Genomic DNA, 22,438 nt, shown 5'->3' with positions numbered 1-22,438 from the left:
ATGCGAAGTAGCGGCATGCGAAGGCTCGCGGCGCCCGGCCATGACGGGCCGGGCGCCGCGGCAGGCTCCTGCCGGGTGGCCAGGGTTCCTACCGAGTGATCGTCTCCCAGTGCCACTGGGAGTCGAAGGCCGTGATCTCGATGTCCGCGCCGCCGGCGACCAGCGCGGCGGCGAGGCCGGTGGCCTTCGCGATGAACCCCGAGACACGATGTGCGGCCAGCAGGTCCTGCTCGCCGAACGGCAGCCCTTCGCAGCGCAGCAGCCGCAGATCCACGAATCCGTCGAACATGCGTCCCAGAATCTCCACCGCCTGCGGGCTGCGGATGCTGAAGCGCACCCTGGCGGCGACGTGACCGTGATGGTGTTGATCGGAGTAGTACGCGACATCCGGGATCGAGGGCGGGACGAAGTAGTCACGGGCCACGATCTCCGGGGCCTTCGGGAGGTTGCCGACCAGGAAGTGCCATGAGTTGTACTGCATCCGCGCGGAGATGGACCACGCGGTGTCGGCCAGGTGCGTACGTGAATCGTCGAAGTAGCGCCGGGCGTGAGGCGCGGGCACGACGCAGCAGAAGAAGTGCGGCAGGTCCCAAGTAGCGATCTTGGGCCAGTCCTGCCCGCGCAGCGCCTCGACCAGCGCGGTGAGCGACCGCATCCCCCGGCTCATCGCGAAGTCGGCGTCGAAGGCCGCCGTCGCCGCGCGCACGGTCTCGTACACCAGGGACTCCAGGCCCGTCCGGAACTCGCCGTGCGGCTCGGCCAGCCATCCGGGCGACGCCTCGATGGCGGCGCCCAGCTCCGCGAGCGTGTCACCGGAGACCGGGAGCCGGTCGCGCACCCGCGCGCAGACCTCCGTCTCCTGCCGCATCGCGTCGCCGGCGGGGGCATCGGCGATCCGCTCGACCTTGTGCATCAACGGGCCGTGGATCTCGCGATAGAGCTGGACCTTCAGGGCGATCTCCCGCCGCCGCCGGGCGACGGCCTCCGCGAGGTCGCTGAGCTCCGCCACCCGGGTCGAGGGCGCGAGCGGCACCTGCTGCCCGCCGGGTACCTCGTTGTAGACCCGGCGCGTCCGTTCGAGAAGGTAGGCCAGGTGGTCGGTCGTGAGCTGGGTGCCGTTGGCCTCCTCGATCCGGGCGAACCCCGCCGACCGCACCAACAGCGTGAGGCAGACGACCATCAGGACGTCGCTGTCCGACCACAGCTCGAGCGGCACCGTCGTCAGGCTGCTGAGCGCGCAATCCGGGTGGCCCGGCCACAGCGTCTTGCCCGTCAGCGTGTTCCGATCGCGGAAGTTGGTGTACTGCCGGCCGCCGGAGTACAGCACGAACGGCGCCGTGCGAAGGGCCGCCTCCTTCAGGCCCTCCAGCATGTCCCGGCGACCGTCTGGACCGGCCGCCGCCAGCCACTCGCGGCAGTCTGCAGCCGAGGCGCACAGCCGTTCGGTGGCGGCGGCGAGCTCGGTCCGGTAGTCCGCCAGGTCGAGGGCGGACCACGGAACGCGCAGCACACCGCCCACGAGGTCCTCTTCGCCGGCCAGCGGCGGCCTCGACGGAACGCGGATGACGACGCGGCCGCTCGTGTTCAACCCGATCTCGCCGAGGAACGCCGCCGGAGCGCCGTCCCCCGTGGTGCGGTCAGGAGGGGCGCCACGGCCGGTCGTTCGCCATGACCTGCCGACGAGGACCTTCAGAGCGCACTCCTCCGGCGCGGGGAGCGCCCGCAGCTGGATGTCCGCCGGGACATGCCCGGCGAGCGTGAGCAGCGTGTCCACAGCCGAAGGCAGGTCTGGAGCGGCGGTCGCCTCCTGCCAGGCCCGTTTCAGCAGTCCCGGGAACCCGGCCTCCTCTGAAACCGGGTAGTCCGGCTCGGCCGTCGCTCCCGCCCGCCGGCCGAGCCTGCTCGGCCGGCGGCTCTGCCGCGCTTTCGCCAGCGCCGCCTTCCGGGAAAGCGTCGTGTCAGGCGTGGTGGGCAAGGTCATCACGCAGCCCCCTCCACTGTCAGGCCGACGTGATCCCAGAGGCCGGGCTCGGTGGGCGTCCATTCCTCGTCCACGTAAATGCAGTCGACGGGACACACCATCACGCACACCGGGCAACCGGAGCACAGTTCCGGAATTATCACGACGTCGAGCCCGCGATCGAAGATGGCCCCGAACTCGGGAGGGCAGTTACGCAGGCACAGGTCGCACGTTATGCACTCTGACGTCTCGATACGACGCGGCGGCTTCTTCCATTGTTCATTGCGAGACCGCTCCGCGATCCGATCCGCGCGCGCCTCGCTGGCCACGGCGGGTGTGTCCTTCCCCCACGGCATGTCTGTTCTCCTCTCTTCCGGGTGGCGCGGACTGCGGTGCACTCAGAAGACACCGAAATATTCGCGGTGCTCCCATTCGGTCACTTCGTCGGCGGCGGGCCGCTGCTCCGCGCGCCATGTGTCGAAGCGCGACACCTCGCTCTCCTTCAATTTCGTCAGGCATGTCTTGAGGGGCGTTCCGAGCAGGTCTGCGGCGGGGCCGCTCTCGCGGAACGCGTCCAGTGCCTCGCGCAGCGACCTTGGCAGCTCCGGGTAGGCGGGCCGGTCGGCGGGCGTGCCGGCGGTCAGTCCCTCCAGGCCCGCGTAGAGCTGGGATGCGATGACCAGGTAGGGGTTCGCGCACGGTTCCCCGATCCGGTTCTCGACGTGCGTCGAGCTGCCGCCGCTGAGCACCCGCACCATCGCGGTGCGGTCCTCGAAGCACCAGTTGACCGAGGTCGGGGACAGCGTGAACTCCGGGCCCAGGCGCCGGTAGCCGTTCACGGTCGGAACGCTGAGCAGGCACAGTTCACGCGCATGTGACAGCAGGCCCGCGACGTAGGCCTCTCCCTCAGGCGACATCGCGTCCTGCGCGTTGCCCTCTGGCGCGAACACGTTGCGGTTGGTCTTCGTGCTCGTCACGGACTGGTGCAGGTGCCACCCGCTGGAGTCGAAACTGTCCAGGCGCGGCAGCGTCATGAAGGACGCGTGCATGCCGCGACGCCTGCAGAACTGCTTGACCTGGGTGCGGAACAGCAGCATCGCGTCCGCCGCGTCCAAGGCCAGCATCGGGCCGAAGGTGGTCTCCAGCTGCCCGGGACCCGACTCGTGCTCCATCGAGCGCAGCGGCAGGCCGAGCACGCTGAGCATCGCGGTCAACGGATCCGCGATCTCGGCCACTGAGTCGTAGTGGCCGTCGAGGTTGAACTGGTACCCGGGGTTCACGGCCTCGACCGCAGGAGCGGGCCCCTGCTGGCCGAATCCGTTTCCCGCATTGCCCGGCGGCCCGCCGGTCAGCCGGGTGAGGTACCACTCGATCTCCAACCCGATGACCGGGTCCAGGTCGTGCTTGGCGTACCGGGCGCAAACGCGGCGCAGGACGTCGCGAGAGGCAAGCGGGTGCGGTGTGCCGTCGCGCAGGTACTCGTTCCCGAGCACCCAGGCGGTCCTCGGCTCGATCCCGGGCAGCACCTGGAACGTGCGCGGGTCCGGAACGAGCACGAAGTCGCCCGCGCCGAGCAGTTCGCCGATCCCCAGGCCGGGATCGGTCTGGAAGTCGACCGCGACGGCATGGCCGGTGTCGAAGAGGAACGGCCCGGCGCTGAAGTCCATGCCGTTGCTCAGCACCGTGCGGAAGACGTTCGCGGGCACGGTCTTCGACCGGGCCAGGCCGTGCGGGTCGCAGAACGCCACCCGGACGAGATCGACCTCGTCCAGCTCCGCCTCGATCCGCTCGGCCGCGGCTGCCTGCCGGTCGTCCCAGAGTCCGAACTCGGCCACGAACGACGGGCGCCCGACGGCCCCCTCCTCGCCGTGCAGGGACCATGGCCTGGAAATCATGATTCTTTCCCTTCCGTGTCAGTGCCCGGCGGCGCCATCGTCAGGTCGAGCCGCGCCTCGATGCGGCCGGCGGCCGCGAGCACCAGGTCGTCGTCGCCGACCCGGCCCACCAGCTGAAGCCCGACCGGCAGTCCACGGGCCGTCACGCCGGCGGGCAGGGACAGGGCCGGCTGGCCGGTGATGTTGAACGGGTAGGTGGCGGGCGACCACGCCAGCCACAGCAGGTCTTGGGGGTCGGCGGCCCAGGAGGGGGCGATCATCTCGGCGGCGAACGGCTCGACGGGGACGGTCGCCATGGCCAGCAGGTCGTAGTCGTCCATCACCGAGCCCAGCCGCGCTCGCAGGGTCAGCCGCGACTCCTCGGCGCGCATCACTGCCGCGCCGCTCAGGGAGCGCCCGTACCGGATGATCGCGGCCCGGCCCTCGTCGCACCACGGTTCGTCTTCCGGCTCGGTGCCGCTGGCCTCGGCTGCGGCGAGGACGTCCACCAGCGACGCGTACGGATCGGGAAACGGCACCTCGATGCGGTCGACGCGGTGTCCCAGCCCGGTCAGCACCGGCAGGATTCCCTCGGTGACCCGCCGGACCTCGCCGGACGTCCGAGGGAACTCGATCCAGCCGATCCGCAGCGAGCCGGGGGCCATGGCGCCCTCAGACAACGTGGCGCCCCCAGACAACGTGGCGCCCCCAGCCGAAATGGCGCCCAGAGACTGAGCGGTCACCGAATCCGGGTCTCGGTGGTCCGGACCGTCCAGCACCGGCATGAGCTCGGCGACATCGGCCACGTTCCGCGCGAGCGGCCCCACGTGCGCCAGCCGCTCGGCGCAGGGCGGCACGTAGGGAATCCGGGCGTAGGACGGCTTGAACCCGACCACGCCGCAGAAGGCCGCCGGGATACGGACCGATCCTGCCCCGTCGGTGCCGACCGCCGCGGTGCACAGCCCCGCCGACACCGCGGCCGCGGACCCGCCGCTGGAGCCCCCGGCGGACCTGTCGCGCGCCCAGGGGTTGCGGGTGGGGCCGGCCACCCTGCTCACCGTGCTCGCGCTCCAGCCGTGCTCCGACGTGGCCGTCTTCCCCACCACGATCGCTCCCGCCGCCCGGAGCCGGGCCACGGCGGGGGCGTCCGCGGCGGCGCGCCGGTTCGGCAGCAACGACCCTCTCCGCGTGGGCAGGTCGCGCGTCTGGATGAGGTCTTTGACCGACACCGTGACCCCGAGCAGCGGCCGGTCCTGGAAGGCCGCCTCGCCGAGATCGGCGAGGAGCCGGTCGGCCGCCTCCGCCTCCAGCAGCGCACCGGCGCCGGCGACCGCGACGAACGCGCCGAGCTCGGCGTCGGTTTCGTGGATGGCGTCGAGCACGGTCTGCACGTGCTCGGCGACCGTGACATTGCCCTGCAGAAACGACAGCTTTGTCTCACGAATGTCGCGGCAGATCTGCTGCCTATTTCTCGCTGCGGTGGAGACTGGCACAAGACCACTACATGGCACCGGCCGAATCTCGTGCAAGTGGCGGAGCACGAGAATCGAGGCCGGGGAAGCAACCTCGGATAAACACCTCCGCTCCAACCGGGCCGACGGCTCGTTCAACTGCGGAGAACCGCACTTGAACGAAGGCGGGGACGGAGAAGACAAGGTGTACGACAAGAGCCGTCTATACATCGCACCACGGCGATTCATATCCTGCGACTGCCGGTCACGCCAGCGGAAGGACCCCACAGAATGATTGCCCGCTATTCACTGCCGGAGATGGCGGAGATCTGGTCTGATCAGGCCCGCTACGACACCTGGGCCAAGGTGGAATGCCTTGCGTCTCAGGCACAGGCGATGCTCGGCCGGGTCCCGCCGGGCGCGGTGGCCGACATCCGGCGTGCCAAGGCGCCGTCCGCCGCGCGCGTGGCCGAGCTCGAACTCCAGCGCGACCACGAGATTCTTTCCTTCCTCGCGGCCTTCTGCGAGGACATCCCTGACGACTCCGCCCGGTGGGTTCACCTGGGCATGACGAGCTATGACCTCGTGGACACGGCGCTGGGACACCACCTCGCCCGTGCCTGCGACGTCCTGCTCCGCGCAGTGGCACGGCTTCGCGGCGTGCTGGCGGACAAGGCGGTCGAGCACTGGGACACGGCGTGCATCGGGCGTACCCACGGGATGCATGCCGAGCCGACGACGTTCGGCCACAAGCTCGCCGGGTTCGCCTTCGCGGTCGACCGCTCCATACGGCGCCTGGAGGCCGCGCGCACGGAGGTCGCGGTGGGCACGATCTCGGGGTCCGTCGGGACCTACGCCCTGATCGATCCCTTCGTCGAGAAGTACGTGTGCGGTGAACTCGGACTCGACGTGGAGCCCGCGCCGAGCCAGGTCGTGGCCCGCGACCGGCATGCTCAGCTCCTGCAGGCGATCGCGACGCTCGGCGCCTGCGTCGAGCAGATCGCCACCGAGGTGCGACTGCTGTCGCGTACCGAGGTCGGCGAGGTGGAGGAACACCGGACGGTCGCCTACCAGGGGTCGAGCGCCATGCCGCACAAGCGCAATCCGACCACCAGCGAGCGCCTGGTCGGGCTGGCCCGGCTGCTGCGCGGGTACGCGGGCACGATGCTGGAGAACGTCGCGCTCTGGCACGAGCGGGACCTGTCCCACTCGTCGGTGGAACGGGTCGTCCTCCCGGACGCGATGATCGTCGCGCACTATCAGTGCACCAGGGCGGCGGACCTGGTGGCGGCTCTCTCGGTGTTCCCGGAACGCATGCGGGGCGCCATCGACCAGACCAACGGCCTGGCGTACAGCTCGGCGGTGCTGGCCGATCTGCTGGAGGACGGCACCGAGCGGGAACGGGCCTACCGGGCGGTCCAGGCCGCAGCCGACGGCGCGACCTCCTCCGGAGAGGATTTCGGCGCCCGGCTCAGAGCCCAGGGAATCGAGACCGGGTCGCTGTCGCCGGAGCGTTTCCTGGTCCACCACGACGTGATCCTCAAGCGATTGGAAATCCTCCGTGACATGGGACGTTAAGCGCGAGAACGGCACGGACCTGGACCTGGACGAGGTGCTGGAGGTCTACCGGTCATCGGGACTGGGGCGACGCCGGCCGATCGCGGACACCGGACGCATGGCCGCGATGGTCCGAAACGCCAACCTGTTCATCACCTGCCGTATCGACGGTGAACTCGTGGGCATCGCACGGAGCATCTCCGATTTCTCCTACGTGACCTATCTCTCCGATATCGCCGTCAGCCGCGCGCACCAGCGGTCCGGTATCGGAAGGGCCCTCATGGACGCGACACAGAAAGAGGCGCCACAGGCCAAGATCGTGCTTCTGTCGGCGCCCGCCGCGGCGGATTACTATCCGCACCTCGGTTTCACCCGACACAATTCCGCCTGGGTGCTGAACCCATAACAAAACTGGACTGTCGGCCAAGCTCCATTCCACTGGTGTTCGACCGGGGTTATGGGTGCTGCTGCCAGGGTGCCATTACACGAGTTCGGCAAAGGACGAGGACAAGGGACGAGGGAGGGTGCGAAATGGCGGACACTGGTCAGCGGCCGGGAAGCGGCGCGCCGCACGTGGTGATCGTGGGAGGCGGTATAGCGGGCCTGGCGGCGGCGTTCCTGCTGCGAGACGAGCCGGTACGGGTGACGGTCCTTGAGGGAACGTCCAGGATCGGCGGGCAGTTGGCCGTGTCGGAGGTCGCGGGTGTCGCGGTGGACGAGGGCGCCGAAGCGGTGTGGCGCCCCAAGACCGAATGGATGATCGGCGAGGCGGGGTTGGGCGACCGGCTCGTCTCGGCGGACACCGCGGCCGTGGCGACGTGGACCAGGGGCGGGCTTTGGCCGCTGCCCAACGGTCATTTCATGAGCGTGCCCTCGGACATGGACGAGCTGGCAAAGTCGGGCGTGCTGTCCGATGAAGGAGTGGCCCGGGCACGGCAGGACCTCGTGCTGCCGCCGACGGACCGCGACGGGGACGTCTCGGTAGGGGAATACGTGGGCGCGCGGTTCGGACAGGAGGTCGTGGACCGCCTGGTCGACCCGTTCCTGCACGAGATGTGTGCCGGCCGTTCGAGCGAGTTGTCGTTCGAGGCGACGCTGCTGCCGCTCGCGAAGGCGTCGCGCAAGTTCGCGTCGCTGGCCAAGGCCGCGGGGGTACTCGTGCCGAAGCCGGGATCGGACGTTCCCGCGCTGCACAGCGGGCTCGGCACGCTGATCGGCGGGATGGGCTCGCTGCCCGGTGCGCTGGTCGCGGCCGTGCTGGACGCCTCCCCTGACGCCGCCGTGCGGACCGGGACCACGGTGACCGAACTCGCACGCGGCGAGCACGGCTGGCAGGTGACGGTGGATTCGGCCGCCGGCGGAGAGGACATCGCCGCGGACGCCGTCATCCTCGCCGTCCCCGCCGGTGCCGCGAGCAAGCTGCTGGCCGGAGTTCCCGGGACCGCACCGATCTGTGCCGGGCTGGCCGGCATCGCGTACGCGAGCGTCGCGATGATCACGCTCGCGTACCCCCGGAAGGCGTTCGCGGGCGGGCCGGCCGAGCAGGGGCTGGCCGGTTACCGGGTGCCGGTGGTGGACGGGCGGGCGGTCAGGTCGGTCACGTTCTCGACGGTGAAGTGGTCACACATGGCCGACCAGGCCGGCGGCGATGTGGAGATCGTGCGATGCCAGGCCGGCGGGATCGGCGAGGACGACCTGCTGCAACGCGACGACGCCGACCTCGTGGCGCTGGCGGCGGGTGAGCTGGCCGAGGCCACCGGCGTGACCGGTGACCCGGTGGCCACGCGAGTGACGCGATGGCACGACGCGCTGCCCCAGTACACCGTCGGGCACCCCGACCGGATCAGACAGATCCGCGCCCAGGTCGCCGACCACCCCGGTCTTGCCCTCTGCGGCTCCGCCTACGACGGTGTCGGCATCGGCCAGTGCATGAACGCGGCACGCAGAGCCGCCGACCAGGTCCTCGCCCACCTCGACACCGCCCAGCCGGGAAGGACATGACGATGGGTGCTCCACGAGCCGGTGGCATGCCGGGTGGCGGGGCGAACGCGGAGCCGGTGACCCGGCTGCGCGCGCTCTCCGACCTGGTGACGCCCCACGCCATCCGAGCCGCCGCGACATTGCGGCTGGCAGATCTGATCGAAGCCGGTGCGCGGCGCCCCGGCGAGCTCGCTGAGCGATGCGGGGCCGATCCGGCCGCCTTGGAACGGATGTTGCGGCACCTCGCCGCCAAAGGCGTCTTCGCGCAACCGGAGCCGGGTGTCTTCGCGCTGACCGACCTGTCCCGCCTGCTGCTGACCGGGCAGCGCGACGGGGGCATGACCCCCTGGCTGGACATCGACGGCGGGCTGGGCCGTTCGGACATGGCGCTCTCCGGAATGCTCCAGGTCGTGCGCACCGGACGGCCCGTGTACGAGGACATGTTCGGGCGGACGTTCTGGGACGATCTGGAGGCCGATCCCGAGCGCAGCCGGGCGTTCGACGCGCTGATGGCGGTGCAGGTCTCGTTCGTGGCGGACGAGGTCACCACGGCGTACGACTGGTCGGACGTGGGACACGTCGTGGACGTCGGAGGCGGAACGGGCACGCTCCTGGCCGCCCTGCTCACCAAGCACCCCGCCCTTCGGGGAACACTCGTCGACCTTCCTTCCGTCGTTGAGGCGGGACGGGAGCATCTCACCGCGGCGGGTCTCTCCGACCGGTGCACCCTCTTCCCTGGGAGCTTCTTCACTCCCCTGCCGGCCGATGGAGACGTCTACGTCCTGTCGAGGGTTCTCCACGACTGGGACGACGAGTCCGCGGAGACGATCCTGCGCCGCTGCGCCGAGGCCACGGGGTCCGGAGGCCGGGTGCTGGTCATCGAACAGCTCGTCACCGAACAGGAGACCTCGCCGGCGGCCACCGCCATGGACCTGCGGATGCTCGCCGTCATCGGCGGGCAGGAGCGTTCGCTCGACCAGTACCGCACGCTCGCGGCCACCGCGGGGCTCTCGCTGCGGGAGAACATCGTCACCGGCTCGGGACGCTCCATTCTGGAGTTCACCCGCTGAACACTCTGGAATTCACCCGCTGAGCGTTTCACCCGCTGACCGCGGCGTCGCGGTCGATCATCGCCGCGTAGCGGCCGCCGAGGCGGAGCAGCTCGCCGTGGGTGCCGCGTTCGACGATCTCCCCGGCGTCCAGCACGATGATCTCGTCGGCGTCCCGGATGGTGGACAGCCGGTGCGCGATCGTGATCGTGGTACGGCCCGCGCTCGCCGCGTCGATGGCCGCCAGCACGGCTCGCTCGGTGTGGGTGTCGAGGGCGCTGGTGGCCTCGTCCAGGACCAGGATGGGCGGGTCGCGCAGGATGGCGCGGGCGATGGCCAGGCGCTGCTTCTCCCCGCCGGACAGCCGGTGGCCGCGCTCGCCGATCACCGAGTGATAGCCGTCGGGCAGGGACTCGATGTGGTCGTGGATCTGTGCGGTCTTCGCGGCGGCGGCGAGTTCCTCATCGGTGGCGTCGGGCTTGGCGAACCGCAGGTTCGCGGCGACGGAGGCGTGGAACAGGTAGGTCTCCTGGGGCACCACTCCGACCGCGGCGGCGAGCGTGTCGAAGGACATGTCCCGCACGTCGACGCCGTCGATGGTCACCTGGCCGGACGTCACGTCGTACAGCCGGGGGATGAGATGGCTGAGGGTCGTCTTGCCGGCCCCGGTCTCCCCGACGATCCCGAGGCTGTGCCCGGCGGGAACGGTCACGTCGATGGCGTTGAGCGTGCGCCGTTCCGCGCCGGCGTAGGAGAAGCCGACGTCGCGCAGACGGAGATCTCCGCGCAGGGCCACCGGAGCGATGGGGTGCCTCGGCTCGACGATGTCGGTGGGCAGGTCGAGATACTCGAAGATGCGGGCGAACAGTTCGAGCGAGGCCTGGATCTCCACCCCGGCGCTCAGGAGCTGGACCATCGGCCGGAACAGGTTCATCTGCAGCGTGGTGAACGCCACCAGCGTGCCGACGGAGATCGCCATATGGTCGCCGGGCCCGGTCAGCCCGGCCACCCAGTAGATCACCGCCGGCATGGAGGACATGACGATCTGGATCCACGACTGGCTCCAGCGGCCCGCCATGCTGGAACGGATCTCCAGGTCGGCGAGCCTGTCGGATTCGGCCGCGAAGGTGTCGACCAGCGAGCGGGAGCGGCCCATCGTGCGGCTGAGCAGGATGCCGCTCACCGACAGCGACTCCTGCACGATCGAGGAGATCGCCGCGTGCTGGCGCTGCCGGTCGCGGGTGATGCGGCGGCGTTCGTTCCCGATGCGGCGGCTCAGCCAGCCGAAGAAGGGCGTCATCGCCAGCGACGCCATCGCCAGGCGCCAGTCGAGGACGAGCATGGCGATGGCCGTGGCGATCACGATGGTCAGGTTGGACGCCACCGTCGTCGCGGTGGTGGTCACGGTGGCCTGCATGCCGCCGATGTCGTTGGCGATGCGCGACTGCACCTCGCCGGTGCGGGTCCCGGTGAAGAAGGCCAGCGACATGCGCTCCAGGTGCGCGTAGACGGCGGCGCGCAGATCGTGCATGACCCGCTGGCCGACCTTGGTGGACACGTAGCTCTGCAGGACGCCGAACGAGCTGTTGGCGACCGACACGACGATCATGCCGAGTGCCAGCAGGGTCAGCAGGCCCGTGCGCCCCTGGGGCAGCGCCACGTCCAGCACCGCGCGGATCAGGAACGGGTTGACCAGGGACACGAGCGAGGTCGCGCCGACGAGGACGGCGACGAACAGCAGGTTCCACCGGTACGGGCGGAACAGCCCGACGACACGCCGCACCGGCGCCTCAGGGGTGGTGGCCGGTTCAGGGGTGCTCATGGTCGGCGGTGCTCATGATCGAGGTCGGCCGCGCGCGTGTTGAGGGCGGCCAGCAGGGTCCGTGCCTGCACGTTGACGTAATGGCTGTGCCCGGCCAGCCAGTTCAGCTGTCCCGGGGTGATCCAGTGGTAGCCCGGCGGGGGCTGGGCGGGGGTCGTCGACTCGTCGGTCTCGACGATGAGGTAGCGGCTCTCGGCGTTGAGGAACCGGCCGCCCTCCTCGGAGTGGACCGCCGCGTACCGGATGCGGTCGGGCGGAGCGTCCAGCATCAGGTCGAGGAAGGGCGGCCGGCGCACGGACGGCAGATGCGCGTGGTTCGCCGGAACGTACTGGACGGTCGGCCCGAGCTCGGCGGTGTCGAGGAGGCCGCCTTCGGCGAGTGCGTGCACGAGGACGTGCGGGACGCCGCCGAAGGTGCGGTACGCGAAGCCGACGACTCCGGGGCCGACCGGTTCGAAGAGCGGCTGGGTCCAGCTGGAGACCTCACGGGCGGCGCCCTCGACCGCGACCGCGACCACCCGGAAGAACCGGTGGTCGGCACGATGGATGGAGTGGGCGTCGCGCAGCCAACCGGACACCTGGCGCAGGGGTATGCGGCGTGCACGGACGTCGAGGCGGGTCCGTTCCCCGGTGAACCAGGACAGCAGCTCGGTGTCGGACAGCAGCGCCCGTGGTTCGGGATGGGTCATCGACGCGCTGGCCAGCACGGTGCGCGCGTCCATGTTCACCACGTTGTCCTGGTTGAGCAGCGCGCCGAGCTGTCCGAGGGTGAGCCAGCGGAAGTCGTCGTCGACGGGCACGTCCCCGTCCACTTCGACGATCATGTTGCGGTTGCGCTTCTGGAAGAACCACTCGCCGTGCTCGGACTGCAGGACGTCGGTGAGCACCTGGCCGCGATGAAGGAAGTACTCCAGGTACTTCACCTGCGCTCCGCCGTGCGCCTTGGTGTAGTTGCTGCGGGTGGCCTGCACGGTCGGGGAGAGCTGCACCAGATGGGGATTGCCGGGCTCCATCTTGGCCTGCATCAGGAAATGCAGCGTCCCGTCGAACTCCTTGGCCAGGATGCCGAGGATGCCGATCTCCGGTTGCATGATGATCGGCTGCTGCCAGTCCCCGTCCGGCCGGACGACGTGCAGGCCCTCGACGGAGAAGAACCGTCCGCTGTGATGTCTCAGGTCGCCGGTGTCGTCGGCGAACGACCAGCCGTCGAGCTCGGCGAACGGGATGCGCCGTACCCGGGCCGGACGGGCCCGCGTCCGGGCGGCCAGCCAGCCCGGCACGTCATCGGTCGCCATGCCGATGCCTTCGGTGGCCGCGGTGGAACGGGCCAGCCGCTCAGCGACCCCCGCGCCGGACCGCGGCCTCAGCGCCGGCAGTGCGGTCATGGCAGATCACCGTTCCTTCTGCTCGGCTTCACTTCTTCCGGCTCTGTCGCACCATTTGTTAGACGAATCAGGCTAACGTCCGCCGGCACCTTCGCGCATCTTTCAATTGCAGCACCGAGTGGGCCGTTCGACTGACGACTCGCCGCAGTTGAACACGCCCCGAAACGCGTAAATTAAGAATCGGTGGAATCCGCATGTGACCACGGGTTCCGCTCGGGACAGCGAGCCGCCACGAGAGGCATGCGAAGTGCCATGAAATTCTTGTTCACACCGGTCGGCAGCCAGGTGACGATCTATGCCGTCGCCCCTCTCGCAACGGCCGTACGGAATGCCGGGCACGAGGTGCTCCTAGCCGCCAACGAGCCGCTCATGGAGTTCGCCGAGGCCGTTCACATTCCGGCGGTCTCCATCATGGCCGAGCCGACCCGGCACTTTGTGATGAACGGCCCCACGAAGAATGCCCGGCAAGGTCCCGAGGATCTGCGGGAGGAGATGCTGGGCATGGGCCGGGGGTTCGCCACGATGGCCTCCGCCGCGCTGGGCGCACTGCTGAACCTGGCGGAGGACTGGCCCCCCGATCTGATCGTCGGCGGGCAGATGGGCTACGCGGCAGGACTGCTCGCCGCCCATCTCAAGATTCCGTACGTCCGCCATTCCGAGTACCTCGGGCTCCCGCCCGCCGACATCGACCGGGGAGCCGAGGAGGGACTCCGGCCCGAGCTGCGGCACCTGGGGCTGGCGGCGCTGCCGCGTCCGGCGCTGTTCATCGAGGCCTGCCCGCCGTCCCTGCGGCCGCCGGACGCCCCCGATGCGCAGCCGATGCGCTGGATCCCGAGCAACCCCCAGCGGCGCCTCGAACGGTGGATGTACACCCGTCCCAAGGGGCGCCGGCGTGTGCTGATCACCTCGGGCGGCCACTTCCGCATGCTCTCCGCCCGCTCGCTGCGGCGCCTGGTGGAGGAGTTGGCCGGGGAGGGGACCGAGGTGCTCGTCGCGGCGCCCGGGAAGGTCGCCGAAGAGTTCCGCGCGGAGCTGGGCACGAGTGCGGTCGACGGCGTCCGCATCGGCTGGATGCCGTTGGACGTGGTCGCCCCCACCTGCGATCTGGTGGTGAGTCACGGAGGCGCCACGACGGCCATGACCGTCATCGCCGCCGGGGCACCGCAATTGATCTTCCCGCCGAACACCCATACCAAGGCCATCGCTCAGGCTCTGACCGGCTTCGGCGCCGCCCGGACGGTGATGCCCGGGCAACAAAGGTCCGACGATGAGATCGCTGAGGTTTTCGCCGCGGGCTGCCGGGAAATCTTCTCCGAACCGCTGTACGCCCAGCGGGCGCGCGCCCTCGCCGGGGAAAACGCCGAACTTCCGGCACCCTCCGAGTTGGTGCGCAGGATGGAGGTGCTGGCCACCGCATAGATGGCATTGTGCGTAGCGAAAATGACCGCATCGATCAGGAATGGAGAAGCGCGGGCACCACGCCGCGCCTAACGTGACCATCATGGCTTCCGTCGAATTCGTCACACTTGAGGTGGCCGACGCCACGGCCGCCAAGCACTTCTACACAACCGCCCTCGATATGGGCACCCTGGTGCGCCTTGAGTCTTCGGACGCACCGACGAGCGGCTTCCGCGGATTCACGATGTCGCTCATCGTGTCCCAGCCCGCCAACGCCAACGCCGTCATCGACGCCGCCCTCGCGGCCGGCGCCACGTCCCTGCAGCCGGCCAAGAAGTCGCTCTGGGGCTACGGCGGCGTCTTCCAGGCCCCGGACGGGACCGTCTGGACGGTCGCGTCCTCCTCCAAGAAGGACTCCGGCCCGGCCAGCCGGGAGATCGACGAGGTCGTTCTCCAGCTGGGAGCCGAGGACGTCGGCGCGAGCAAGAAGTTCTACACCGAGCACGGTTTCGAGGTGGCAAAGAGCTACGGCAAGTACGTCGAGTTCGCGTCTCCGTCGAGCCCCATCAAGCTGTCCCTCTACAAGCGCAAGGCCCTCGCCAAGGTCGCCGGCGTCGACCCCGGGGGCACCGGATCGCACCGGCTCCTCATCGGCAGCGATGCCGGGCCCTTCACCGACCCGGACGGCTATCAGTGGGTGGCTTCCACGTAGGCCGTCCGACGAGAATCCACACCAGCACGGCACTTTCGAAGATGCCCCCGGGCCAGGCGGCTCAGCACAATGGAGCCATGGACAAGGTGGATCTCTGGACGCTGAGCGACTTGGCGACCCCCTGGTGCATACGTGTCGCGGTGACCCTCGGCGTCGCCGAGCACATGGCACGCGGGGTCACGAAGATCGACGAACTGGCCCGGGCGGCGGACTGCGATGCCGACTCGCTGGCCAGGGTCCTGCGTCACCTGGTGGACAAGGGCGTCTTCGAGGAACCCGCCGACGGGGAGTTCGCACTCAACGAGGCGGCCCGTGTCCTCGTGGAGCCGGGCCCGTTGCGCGGCAATCTCCATCTCGACGGCTGGGGCGGCAGGATCGCCGGTGCGTGGAGCGGCCTGCTCGCCGCCGTCCGCACGGGCCGCCCCAGCTACGAGAAGGTCTTCGGACTCCCCTACTGGGAGGACCTGGACGCCAATCCCGGCCTCTCAGCCAGCTACGACGCGCAGATGAAAGACGGCGGCCGCAGCGTTCCGGATCCGGCCGCGCTGGTCGACGACGACTGGGAGAACGTCCACCACGTCGTCGACGTCGGTGGTGGGACCGGTGCGCTGCTGGCCGAGACCCTGCGTGCCCATCCCCACGTTCGCGGCACGCTCGTGGACCTTCCCCGCACGGTGGCCCGGTCGGACGAGGTCTTCACGTCCGCGGGGGTGGCCGACCGGGTCGCCGTCAGCGGGCAGAGCTTCTTCGATCCGCTCCCCGCCGGAGCCGACGTCTACCTGCTCACGCGCCTGCTCCTGGACTGGCCCGACGAGCCGGCGACCACGCTGCTGGCCCGGTGCGCCGAAGCCGCCGCTCCGCACGGCCGCGTCGTCGTGGACGGCGGCGTCTCCCCCGGGCACACGCCCGCCAGGGGCGGTCTGATGGTGATGATTCTGACCGGTGGCAGGACGCGGAACCTCGACCAGTTCGGCGCCCTGGCGGCGAAGGCGGGTCTGAGGGTGGCGGCGTCCGGCAACGCGCCGTCCGGCCGCTTCATCGTCGAATGCCGTCCGGCCTGACCCGTAGAGGAGTCAGGCTCCACGACCGGACGACCTGGAGGCGGCGACCGCATGCGATCCGTGATCCGGATGGGAGTCCTCGGGTGCGCGAGCATCGCGCTCCGCAAGGTCATGCCGGCCATGAAAGAGGCCGGGAACATAGAGCTGAACGCCGTCGCAAGCCGCGATCCCGCCAAGGCGCGCGACGTCGCCCGGCAATTCGGCTGCGCCGCGGCCGACGGGTACGACGACCTGCTCGGACGGGCGGACATCGACGCGGTGTACATCCCGCTGCCGGCCGGCCTTCACGCGCACTGGGCCGGCCGAGCGCTGGCCGCGGGAAAGCACGTGCTCGCGGAGAAGCCTCTCACCTGCGACCACGCCACCGCTCTCGCCCTGGTGAACCAGGCAAGGAAGGCCGGGCTGTGGCTGATGGAGAACTTCATGTTCCTCCACCACAGCCAGCACAGAAGGGTCAGCGGCCTCGTCGCGGACGGCCGGATCGGTGAGCTCCGCGTGTTCACCGCACGCTTCGGCATCCCCCCACGGGATGCGGCCGACATCCGTTACCGGCCCGAGCTGGGCGGTGGCGCCCTGCTGGACGTGGGGGTCTACCCGATCCGCGCCGCCTCCCATTTCCTCGGCAGCGGCCTTGAGGTCGTCGGCTCGGTGCTGCGCCTGCACCCGGCGCACGGCATCGACGTGGCCGGCCACGCGCTGCTGTGCACGCCTTCAGGCGTCACTGCCGAGCTGTCCTTCGGCTTCGAGCACGCCTACCGGTCCTGCTACTCGCTCTGGGGCGATCGGGCCCGGCTCACTCTGGACCGGGCGTTCACCCCGCCCCCGACCTCGGCTCCGGTGATCCGCATCGAGTCCTCGGGCCAGACCGAGGAGCTCTCCCTTCCCCCCGACCACCAGTTCAGGAACATCACCGAAGCCTTCGCCCGGTCGATCCTCCAGGACGCGGACTACGGCCCCCACGCCGACGCGATCACACGCCAGGCCGCACTGGTCGACCAGGTGCGGGCCAAGGCGGACCGGCGAACGAGGACACAAGATCTCCCCTATGCCGGAGCCGGTCGGTCACCTGCCGGCCCGAGGTGAGAGCGCACCGCACGATCTCGCAGATTCGGCGGACGTCCTCACCGGAGACAGCGGGCCCGGTCGGCAGGACGAGCACCTGCTCCGCCAGGCGCTCGGTGCGCGGCAGCTCGACGGGACGCTCCGAGCGGTACGGCTCCAGCTGGTGGCAGGCGGGTGAGAAATAGCGTTGCGCGACGACGTTCTCCGCTTCGAGCACCTGCATCAGCAGGTCCCGGTGGACACCGGTGCCCGCTTCGTCGATCGTGACCACGACGTACTGGTAGTTGGGGCTCTCGTCCTCGTCGAAGGGGACGACCGAGACACCCTCCAGCCCGGACAGCTCGGAGCGGTAGAGGGCGTGGTTCGCGCGGTTGTGCCGTACGGTCTCGTCGAACGCCTCAAGGGAGGTCAGCCCCATCGCCGCGGCGGCCTCGTTCATCTTGGCGTTGGTGCCGACGCGCTCGATGCGGGCGCCGGGTCCGGATCCGAAGGTGCGCAGCGATCGAAGGTGCTGCGCGAGGCCGTCGTCGTCGGTGACGATGGCGCCGCCCTCGAAGCTGTTCACCACCTTCGTCGCGTGAAAGCTGAACACCTCCGCGGCCCCGAAGCCGCCGATGCGCCGGCCCCGGTAGGCGCAGCCCAGCGCGTGCGCCGCGTCGAAGACCACCCGCAGGCCGTGCCTGGCCCCCGTCTTCTCCAGCTCGTCGATGGCACTGGGCCGCCCCCACAGGTGAACGCCGACCACGCCGGAGGTTCGGGAGGTCACCGCGGCCTCCGCCTCCCGTGGGTCGAGGCATCCGGTCGCGGGATCGATGTCGCAGAACACCGGCGTGAGCCCCAGCATCCGGGCGGCGTGCACCGTGGCCACATAGGTCATCGAAGGCATGATGACTTCGCCGGACAATTCCGTGGCCATATAGAGCAGCTGTAGGGCCACAGTCGCGTTGCAGGTGGCCACGCAATTGCGCACCTGGGCCAGTTCCGCCACACGTTCCTCGAACTCCCGGACCAACGCGCCGTTGGTGAGCCACCTGTCGTCCAGCGCCTGGTTCAGCCGCTCGAAGAAACGGGACCGGTCACCTGTGCTCGGCCGGCCCACGCAGAGCGGCTGTCCGAATGTCACGGGCCCGCCGAAAACGGCGAGGTCGTCGATTTTCTGCTTCACGCCGGAGCTCCATTCGCTACCACGGAACGTCCCCGTCCTCGGACAGATACGCCCCCGACGGCCCGGCATCGTCCAGCAGGGCCAGCCGGACCGCGATCACGGCGCCCTCCGCAGGAGTGCGTTGACCACGGTGGTGGTTGATGTCGGTGGCCACCGATCCGGGGTTGGCCGCGTTCACCTTGATCGGCGTCCCCCGCAACTCCTTGGCGTAGGCGATGGTGACGGCGTTCAACGCCGTCTTCGAGGACTGGTAGGCGATCATGTTGAGATTCGCGAACGGGGAACGCGGATCGGAGTTCAAGGTCAGCGACCCCACGTGGCTGGACATGTTGACGATCCGTCCGGCGACCGAGCGGCGCAGCAGCGGCAGCATCGCGCTGGTGACGGACACCACGCCGAAGACGTTGGTCTCGTACACCTCCCGCAGGTCGGCGGCGGTCGCCTCGCTGGGCGCCCCGGTGAAGCCGCCGGCGATGCCCGCGTTGTTCACCAGGATGTCCAGACGGCCGTAGCGCTGCTCGATCTGGACCGCGGCGTCGGCGACCGAGGCCGGATCCGTCACGTCGATTCGCACCGGCACCGCGGCGATGCCCAGGCCCGCCAGCGTGTCGGCCGCGGTCTTGCCGCGCACCTCGTCCCGGGCGCCGACGAGCACCACGCTCCCCTGTTCGCCCAACTGCCGGGCTATCTCGAATCCAATGCCTTTGTTGGCGCCCGTGATCAGCGCGATCTTCTCCACCGGCACGTCGGGAGGCCCCTTTCCTGCACGCGAGGGATAACAGACCAATGAGCCATTGTTTCACCTCGCACCATAAATCCCCAGGGCGTTCAACTGCGCGAAACCTGCCGCCGATCAGCGGTCACTCACGAAGCACACAATTCATCATATTGAAGCTGAACACGAGGGAGCGTAGCTTGACGATGCAATTCGCATGGCGCAGCTCCTGAAAGGTCCAGAGGATGAATAGTGACGTGGTGGTCGTCGGCGCAGGACCCGTCGGTTTGATGTTGGCCGGTGAATTGCGCCTGGGCGGGGTGGAGGTCACCGTCCTGGACAGGCTGGCCGCCCCCACTGGGGAATCGCGCGCCCTCGGCTTCAACAGGCGGGCGGCCGAGTCTCTGGACCAGCGTGGGCTGCTTCCCCGGCTGGGCGACTTCATGTGGGGCCGGATGGGACACTTCGGCGGCGTCCGCTTCGACCTCGACCTGCTGGACGAGGATCACAGCGGTGTGCTGGGCCTCTCGCAGGCAAGGACCGAGAAGATGCTCGGAGACTGGCTGGCCGAGCTCGGGGTGCCGGTGCGGCGCGGCCACCAGGTGACCGGCTTCCACGAGACGCTGGACGGCGTCACGGTGGCCTTCGACGGGCCGGAGGGCCGCGGCGAGGAGCGCACCGGATACCTGGTCGGCTGCGACGGCCCGCAGAGCACCGTCCGTGAGCTGGCCGGCATTCGCGCTCCCGGCTGGGAATCCACGCGAGGCATGTACACCGCGGAGATCACTGGGGTGAAGCTACGGCCCCGTCCCATCGGCGAACGCCTTCCCGGCGGGAACATGGTGCTCTGCACCCCCCAGGGCGAAGGCCGCTACCGCATCGTCATCCACGACAAGAGCCTGCCCGCTCACCCAGATCCCGGCGCGCTGACGTTCGAGCAGGTCGCCGGCGCGTGGCAGCGGCTCACCGGGGAGTCCGTCCACCACGCGCAACCGCTGTGGTTGTGGGCGTGCGGCAACGCGGCCGGGCTGGCTGAGGAGTACCGGCGCGGTCGGGTGTTCCTGGCCGGTGACGCCGCGCACCCGATACCGCCGCTGGCCGCATGGGGACTCAGCGCGGGCCTGCTGGACGCGGTGAACCTCGGCTGGAAGCTCGCCGCGACCATCAACGGCTGGGCGCCCGACGGCCTGCTCGACACCTACCACGCCGAACGCCACCCCATCGGACGGCAGCTGATGAGCAACGTGCAGGCGGCGTCCATGCTCTACCTCGGCGACGCTGAGATGGACCCTGTCCGCGAACTGATCGGCGAACTGGTCTCCCACAAGGACGCCGCAGGCCATCTGGCCGGAATGCTCAGCGGACTGGGCATCCGCTACGACATGGGCCCCGGCGACCACCCCCACCTCGGCAAACGCATCCCACCCAACCACCGACTCACCCTCCCCAACGGCACCCACACCAGAATCGCCGACCTCCTCCACACCGCCCGAGGCCTCCTCATCACCACCACGCCCGAAACACACCACCTCAACGAACACGCCCAAAACTGGACCGACCGAATCAACACCATCACCGCCACCTGGCACCCCCACCAACACCCCACACCCGACGCCACCCTCATCCGCCCCGACGGCTACATCGCCTGGACCACCCCACAAACCCACCACCACCTCACCCACGCCCTCAACCACTGGTTCGGCACCGCACGAACCCCGGCAACCGCCCAGCCCGCCGGCCGCTGACCGGCCGAATCGACCGAACAGGAGCGCAGGCATGACAACGGACGTGATAGTGGTCGGCGCGGGTCCGGTCGGGCTGATGCTGGCCGGTGAGCTACGCCTGGGCGGCGTGGACGTGGTGGTCTACGACAAGCTGCCCGTCCCGCCCCGGGAGTCGCGCGGCGCCAGCTTCACCCGGCGCACGGCCGAGTGCTTCGATCAGCGAGGGCTGCTGGGCAGGCTCGGCGAGGTGGAACCCGCCGACAGCCATCTCGGCGGTGTGCGGATCGACCTCACCCAGGCCGAGGAAGACCATTCCGGTGTCCGGGGAGTCTCCCAGTTCCGCACCGAGCGGATGCTGGAAGGCTGGGTGGGCGAGCTCGGGGTGCCGGTGCGGCGCGGTCACGAGGTGACCGGCTTTCGCGAGACCCCGGACGGCGTCACGGTCACCTTCGACGGGCCGGAGGGCCCCGGTGAGGACACCGCCGAGTACCTGGCCGGCTGCGACGGGGGACGCAGTGCCGTCCGCAAGCTGGCCGGCATCGATTTCACAGGCTCGGCGCCCAGGCGGGGTTTCTACACGGCCGACGTGACCGGGATCGAAACGCGCCGCCGGCTCACCCCCGAGGACCTGCCGGGCGGCAGCATGGTCCTGTCGATGGACCTGGAGAACGGCGTCACCAGGGTGGTCGTGCACGAGAAAGGCATGGCGCCGCGGGACCGGGACTCGCTCAGCTATACCGAGCTCGCGGACGCGTGGCAGCGGCTCACCGGCGAATCCATCCACCACGCCCGGTGCCGCTGGCTGAGCTGCTTCACCGATGCCTCCAGGGTGGCCGCCGAATACCGGCGCGGCCGGGTGTTCCTCGCCGGCGACGCCGCGCACGTGCAGCCCCCCGCCATGGCTCAGGGGCTGAGTGTGGGCGTGCAAGACGCGGTGAACCTCGGCTGGAAGCTCGCCGCGACCATCAACGGCTGGGCGCCCGACGGCCTGCTCGACACCTACCACGCCGAACGCCACCCCATCGGACGGCAGCTGGCGCGCAACGCCCGCGCCGCGATCGAGCTGCGCCTCACCGGCGAGGAGATGGACCCTGTCCGCGACCTGATCGGCGAACTGGTCTCCCACAAGGACGCCGCAGGCCATCTGGCCGGAATGCTCAGCGGACTGGGCATCCGCTACGACATGGGCCCCGGCGACCACCCCCACCTCGGCAAACGCATCCCACCCAACCACCGACTCACCCTCCCCAACGGCACCCACACCAGAATCGCCGACCTCCTCCACACCGCCCGAGGCCTCCTCATCACCACCACGCCCGAAACACACCACCTCAACGAACACGCCCAAAACTGGACCGACCGAATCAACACCATCACCGCCACCTGGCACCCCCACCAACACCCCACACCCGACGCCACCCTCATCCGCCCCGACGGCTACATCGCCTGGACCACCCCACAAACCCACCACCACCTCACCCACGCCCTCAACCACTGGTTCGGCACCGCACGAACCCCGGCAA

Annotated in this window: 18 protein-coding genes; 10 read left to right on the top strand and 8 right to left on the bottom strand. The window is 69.7% G+C overall.

The features are described from left to right. Nucleotides 1-88: 88 nt before the first annotated feature. The 4 genes from F8566_RS33180 to F8566_RS33165 are packed head-to-tail and all read right to left on the bottom strand — an operon-like array spanning nucleotide 89 to nucleotide 5,327. Nucleotides 89-1,981 carry a hypothetical protein gene (locus F8566_RS33180; RefSeq protein ID WP_151565821.1) on the bottom strand — a complete coding sequence of 631 codons (1,893 nt, stop codon included), beginning with the start codon at nucleotides 1,979-1,981 and terminating at the stop codon, nucleotides 89-91. Beyond that, nucleotides 1,981-2,316, bottom strand: a complete 336-nt coding sequence (locus F8566_RS33175; RefSeq protein WP_151565820.1) for a 4Fe-4S dicluster-binding protein — start codon at nucleotides 2,314-2,316, stop codon at nucleotides 1,981-1,983. The genes F8566_RS33180 and F8566_RS33175 overlap by 1 nt, the downstream gene beginning before the upstream one ends. Nucleotides 2,317-2,358: 42 nt before the next feature. After that, on the bottom strand, nucleotides 2,359-3,855 hold the full coding sequence (locus F8566_RS33170; protein ID WP_192809984.1) for a glutamine synthetase family protein: 1,497 nt from the start codon (nucleotides 3,853-3,855) through the stop codon (nucleotides 2,359-2,361). Further along, nucleotides 3,852-5,327, bottom strand: a complete 1,476-nt coding sequence (locus tag F8566_RS33165; protein WP_318836455.1) for an amidase — start codon at nucleotides 5,325-5,327, stop codon at nucleotides 3,852-3,854. The genes F8566_RS33170 and F8566_RS33165 overlap by 4 nt, the downstream gene beginning before the upstream one ends. 249 nt (nucleotides 5,328-5,576) lie before the next feature. On the opposite strand from F8566_RS33165, the gene purB reads away from it, so the two are divergent. The 4 genes from purB to F8566_RS33145 all read left to right on the top strand — a co-directional run bounded on the left by purB (nucleotide 5,577) and on the right by F8566_RS33145 (nucleotide 9,892). Then, on the top strand, nucleotides 5,577-6,863 hold the full coding sequence (purB, locus tag F8566_RS33160) for an adenylosuccinate lyase (protein WP_151565817.1): 1,287 nt from the start codon (nucleotides 5,577-5,579) through the stop codon (nucleotides 6,861-6,863). Between the two features lie 34 nt (nucleotides 6,864-6,897). Further along, nucleotides 6,898-7,248, top strand: a complete 351-nt coding sequence (locus tag F8566_RS33155) for a GNAT family N-acetyltransferase (RefSeq protein ID WP_225993730.1) — start codon at nucleotides 6,898-6,900, stop codon at nucleotides 7,246-7,248. A 125-nt stretch (nucleotides 7,249-7,373) separates the two neighbouring features. Beyond that, nucleotides 7,374-8,843: a protoporphyrinogen oxidase gene (gene hemG / locus F8566_RS33150; RefSeq protein WP_151565815.1), complete on the top strand. Its 1,470-nt coding sequence runs from the start codon at nucleotides 7,374-7,376 to the stop codon at nucleotides 8,841-8,843. Nucleotides 8,844-8,845: 2 nt separating this feature from the next. Beyond that, nucleotides 8,846-9,892 (top strand): methyltransferase, encoded by a 1,047-nt coding sequence (locus F8566_RS33145; RefSeq protein WP_225993729.1) that lies wholly within the window; start codon nucleotides 8,846-8,848, stop codon nucleotides 9,890-9,892. Between the two features lie 28 nt (nucleotides 9,893-9,920). On the opposite strand, the gene F8566_RS33140 is transcribed toward F8566_RS33145, so the two are convergent. Further along, nucleotides 9,921-11,693 (bottom strand): ABC transporter ATP-binding protein, encoded by a 1,773-nt coding sequence (locus tag F8566_RS33140; protein WP_151565814.1) that lies wholly within the window; start codon nucleotides 11,691-11,693, stop codon nucleotides 9,921-9,923. Further along, nucleotides 11,690-13,078: an NDP-hexose 2,3-dehydratase family protein gene (locus tag F8566_RS33135; RefSeq protein WP_151565813.1), complete on the bottom strand. Its 1,389-nt coding sequence runs from the start codon at nucleotides 13,076-13,078 to the stop codon at nucleotides 11,690-11,692. Before F8566_RS33135 ends, F8566_RS33140 begins: the two co-directional genes overlap by 4 nt. A 252-nt stretch (nucleotides 13,079-13,330) precedes the next feature. Between F8566_RS33135 and F8566_RS33130 the strand changes: the two genes are divergently transcribed. The 4 genes from F8566_RS33130 (at nucleotide 13,331) to F8566_RS33115 (ending at nucleotide 17,332) form a co-directional block, all read left to right on the top strand. Beyond that, the gene (locus tag F8566_RS33130) at nucleotides 13,331-14,497 is read left to right on the top strand and encodes a glycosyltransferase (protein ID WP_151565812.1); all 1,167 of its coding nucleotides are present in this window, start codon (nucleotides 13,331-13,333) and stop codon (nucleotides 14,495-14,497) included. An 82-nt stretch (nucleotides 14,498-14,579) separates the two neighbouring features. Next, nucleotides 14,580-15,188, top strand: coding sequence for a VOC family protein (locus F8566_RS33125; RefSeq protein ID WP_151565811.1), 609 nt, complete (start codon nucleotides 14,580-14,582; stop codon nucleotides 15,186-15,188). 77 nt (nucleotides 15,189-15,265) lie between these two features. Beyond that, nucleotides 15,266-16,249, top strand: coding sequence for a methyltransferase (locus F8566_RS33120; protein ID WP_151565810.1), 984 nt, complete (start codon nucleotides 15,266-15,268; stop codon nucleotides 16,247-16,249). A gap of 51 nt (nucleotides 16,250-16,300) precedes the next feature. Then, on the top strand, nucleotides 16,301-17,332 hold the full coding sequence (locus F8566_RS33115; RefSeq protein ID WP_151565809.1) for a Gfo/Idh/MocA family protein: 1,032 nt from the start codon (nucleotides 16,301-16,303) through the stop codon (nucleotides 17,330-17,332). Here the strand turns inward: F8566_RS33115 and F8566_RS33110 are convergent. Further along, on the bottom strand, nucleotides 17,220-18,476 hold the full coding sequence (locus tag F8566_RS33110) for a DegT/DnrJ/EryC1/StrS family aminotransferase (RefSeq protein ID WP_151565808.1): 1,257 nt from the start codon (nucleotides 18,474-18,476) through the stop codon (nucleotides 17,220-17,222). The genes F8566_RS33115 and F8566_RS33110 overlap by 113 nt on opposite strands. A 16-nt stretch (nucleotides 18,477-18,492) precedes the next feature. Beyond that, entirely contained in the window at nucleotides 18,493-19,221 is a 729-nt protein-coding gene (locus tag F8566_RS33105; protein ID WP_151565807.1) for an SDR family oxidoreductase, read from the bottom strand. 215 nt (nucleotides 19,222-19,436) lie between these two features. Between F8566_RS33105 and F8566_RS33100 the strand changes: the two genes are divergently transcribed. Next, nucleotides 19,437-20,936 carry an FAD-dependent monooxygenase gene (locus tag F8566_RS33100; RefSeq protein WP_151565806.1) on the top strand — a complete coding sequence of 500 codons (1,500 nt, stop codon included), beginning with the start codon at nucleotides 19,437-19,439 and terminating at the stop codon, nucleotides 20,934-20,936. A 31-nt stretch (nucleotides 20,937-20,967) separates the two neighbouring features. Continuing rightward, the coding region (locus tag F8566_RS33095; RefSeq protein ID WP_151565805.1) for an FAD-dependent monooxygenase at nucleotides 20,968-22,438 on the top strand (1,471 nt) is incomplete at its 3' end.

It is taken from the genome of Actinomadura rudentiformis (genome assembly GCF_008923185.1).
GTDB lineage: Bacteria > Actinomycetota > Actinomycetes > Streptosporangiales > Streptosporangiaceae > Spirillospora > Spirillospora rudentiformis.
Note: the sequence above shows the minus strand (reverse complement) of the source record. Positions and strands in the feature narration are given on the sequence as shown.

Bases quoted from the DNA above. Each gene is read 5' to 3' on its own strand.
- F8566_RS33125 (WP_151565811.1), top strand. From the start codon at position 14,580: ATGGCTTCCGTCGAATTCGTCACACTTGAGGTGGCCGACGCCACGGCC.
- F8566_RS33135 (WP_151565813.1), bottom strand. From the start codon at position 13,078: ATGACCGCACTGCCGGCGCTGAGGCCGCGGTCCGGCGCGGGGGTCGCT.
- F8566_RS33140 (WP_151565814.1), bottom strand. From the start codon at position 11,693: ATGAGCACCCCTGAACCGGCCACCACCCCTGAGGCGCCGGTGCGGCGT.
- F8566_RS33170 (WP_192809984.1), bottom strand. From the start codon at position 3,855: ATGATTTCCAGGCCATGGTCCCTGCACGGCGAGGAGGGGGCCGTCGGG.
- F8566_RS33175 (WP_151565820.1), bottom strand. From the start codon at position 2,316: ATGCCGTGGGGGAAGGACACACCCGCCGTGGCCAGCGAGGCGCGCGCG.
- F8566_RS33145 (WP_225993729.1), top strand. From the start codon at position 8,846: ATGGGTGCTCCACGAGCCGGTGGCATGCCGGGTGGCGGGGCGAACGCG.
- F8566_RS33130 (WP_151565812.1), top strand. From the start codon at position 13,331: ATGAAATTCTTGTTCACACCGGTCGGCAGCCAGGTGACGATCTATGCC.
- F8566_RS33120 (WP_151565810.1), top strand. From the start codon at position 15,266: ATGGACAAGGTGGATCTCTGGACGCTGAGCGACTTGGCGACCCCCTGG.
- F8566_RS33180 (WP_151565821.1), bottom strand. From the start codon at position 1,981: ATGACCTTGCCCACCACGCCTGACACGACGCTTTCCCGGAAGGCGGCG.
- F8566_RS33100 (WP_151565806.1), top strand. From the start codon at position 19,437: ATGAATAGTGACGTGGTGGTCGTCGGCGCAGGACCCGTCGGTTTGATG.
- hemG (WP_151565815.1), top strand. From the start codon at position 7,374: ATGGCGGACACTGGTCAGCGGCCGGGAAGCGGCGCGCCGCACGTGGTG.
- purB (WP_151565817.1), top strand. From the start codon at position 5,577: ATGATTGCCCGCTATTCACTGCCGGAGATGGCGGAGATCTGGTCTGAT.
- F8566_RS33115 (WP_151565809.1), top strand. From the start codon at position 16,301: ATGCGATCCGTGATCCGGATGGGAGTCCTCGGGTGCGCGAGCATCGCG.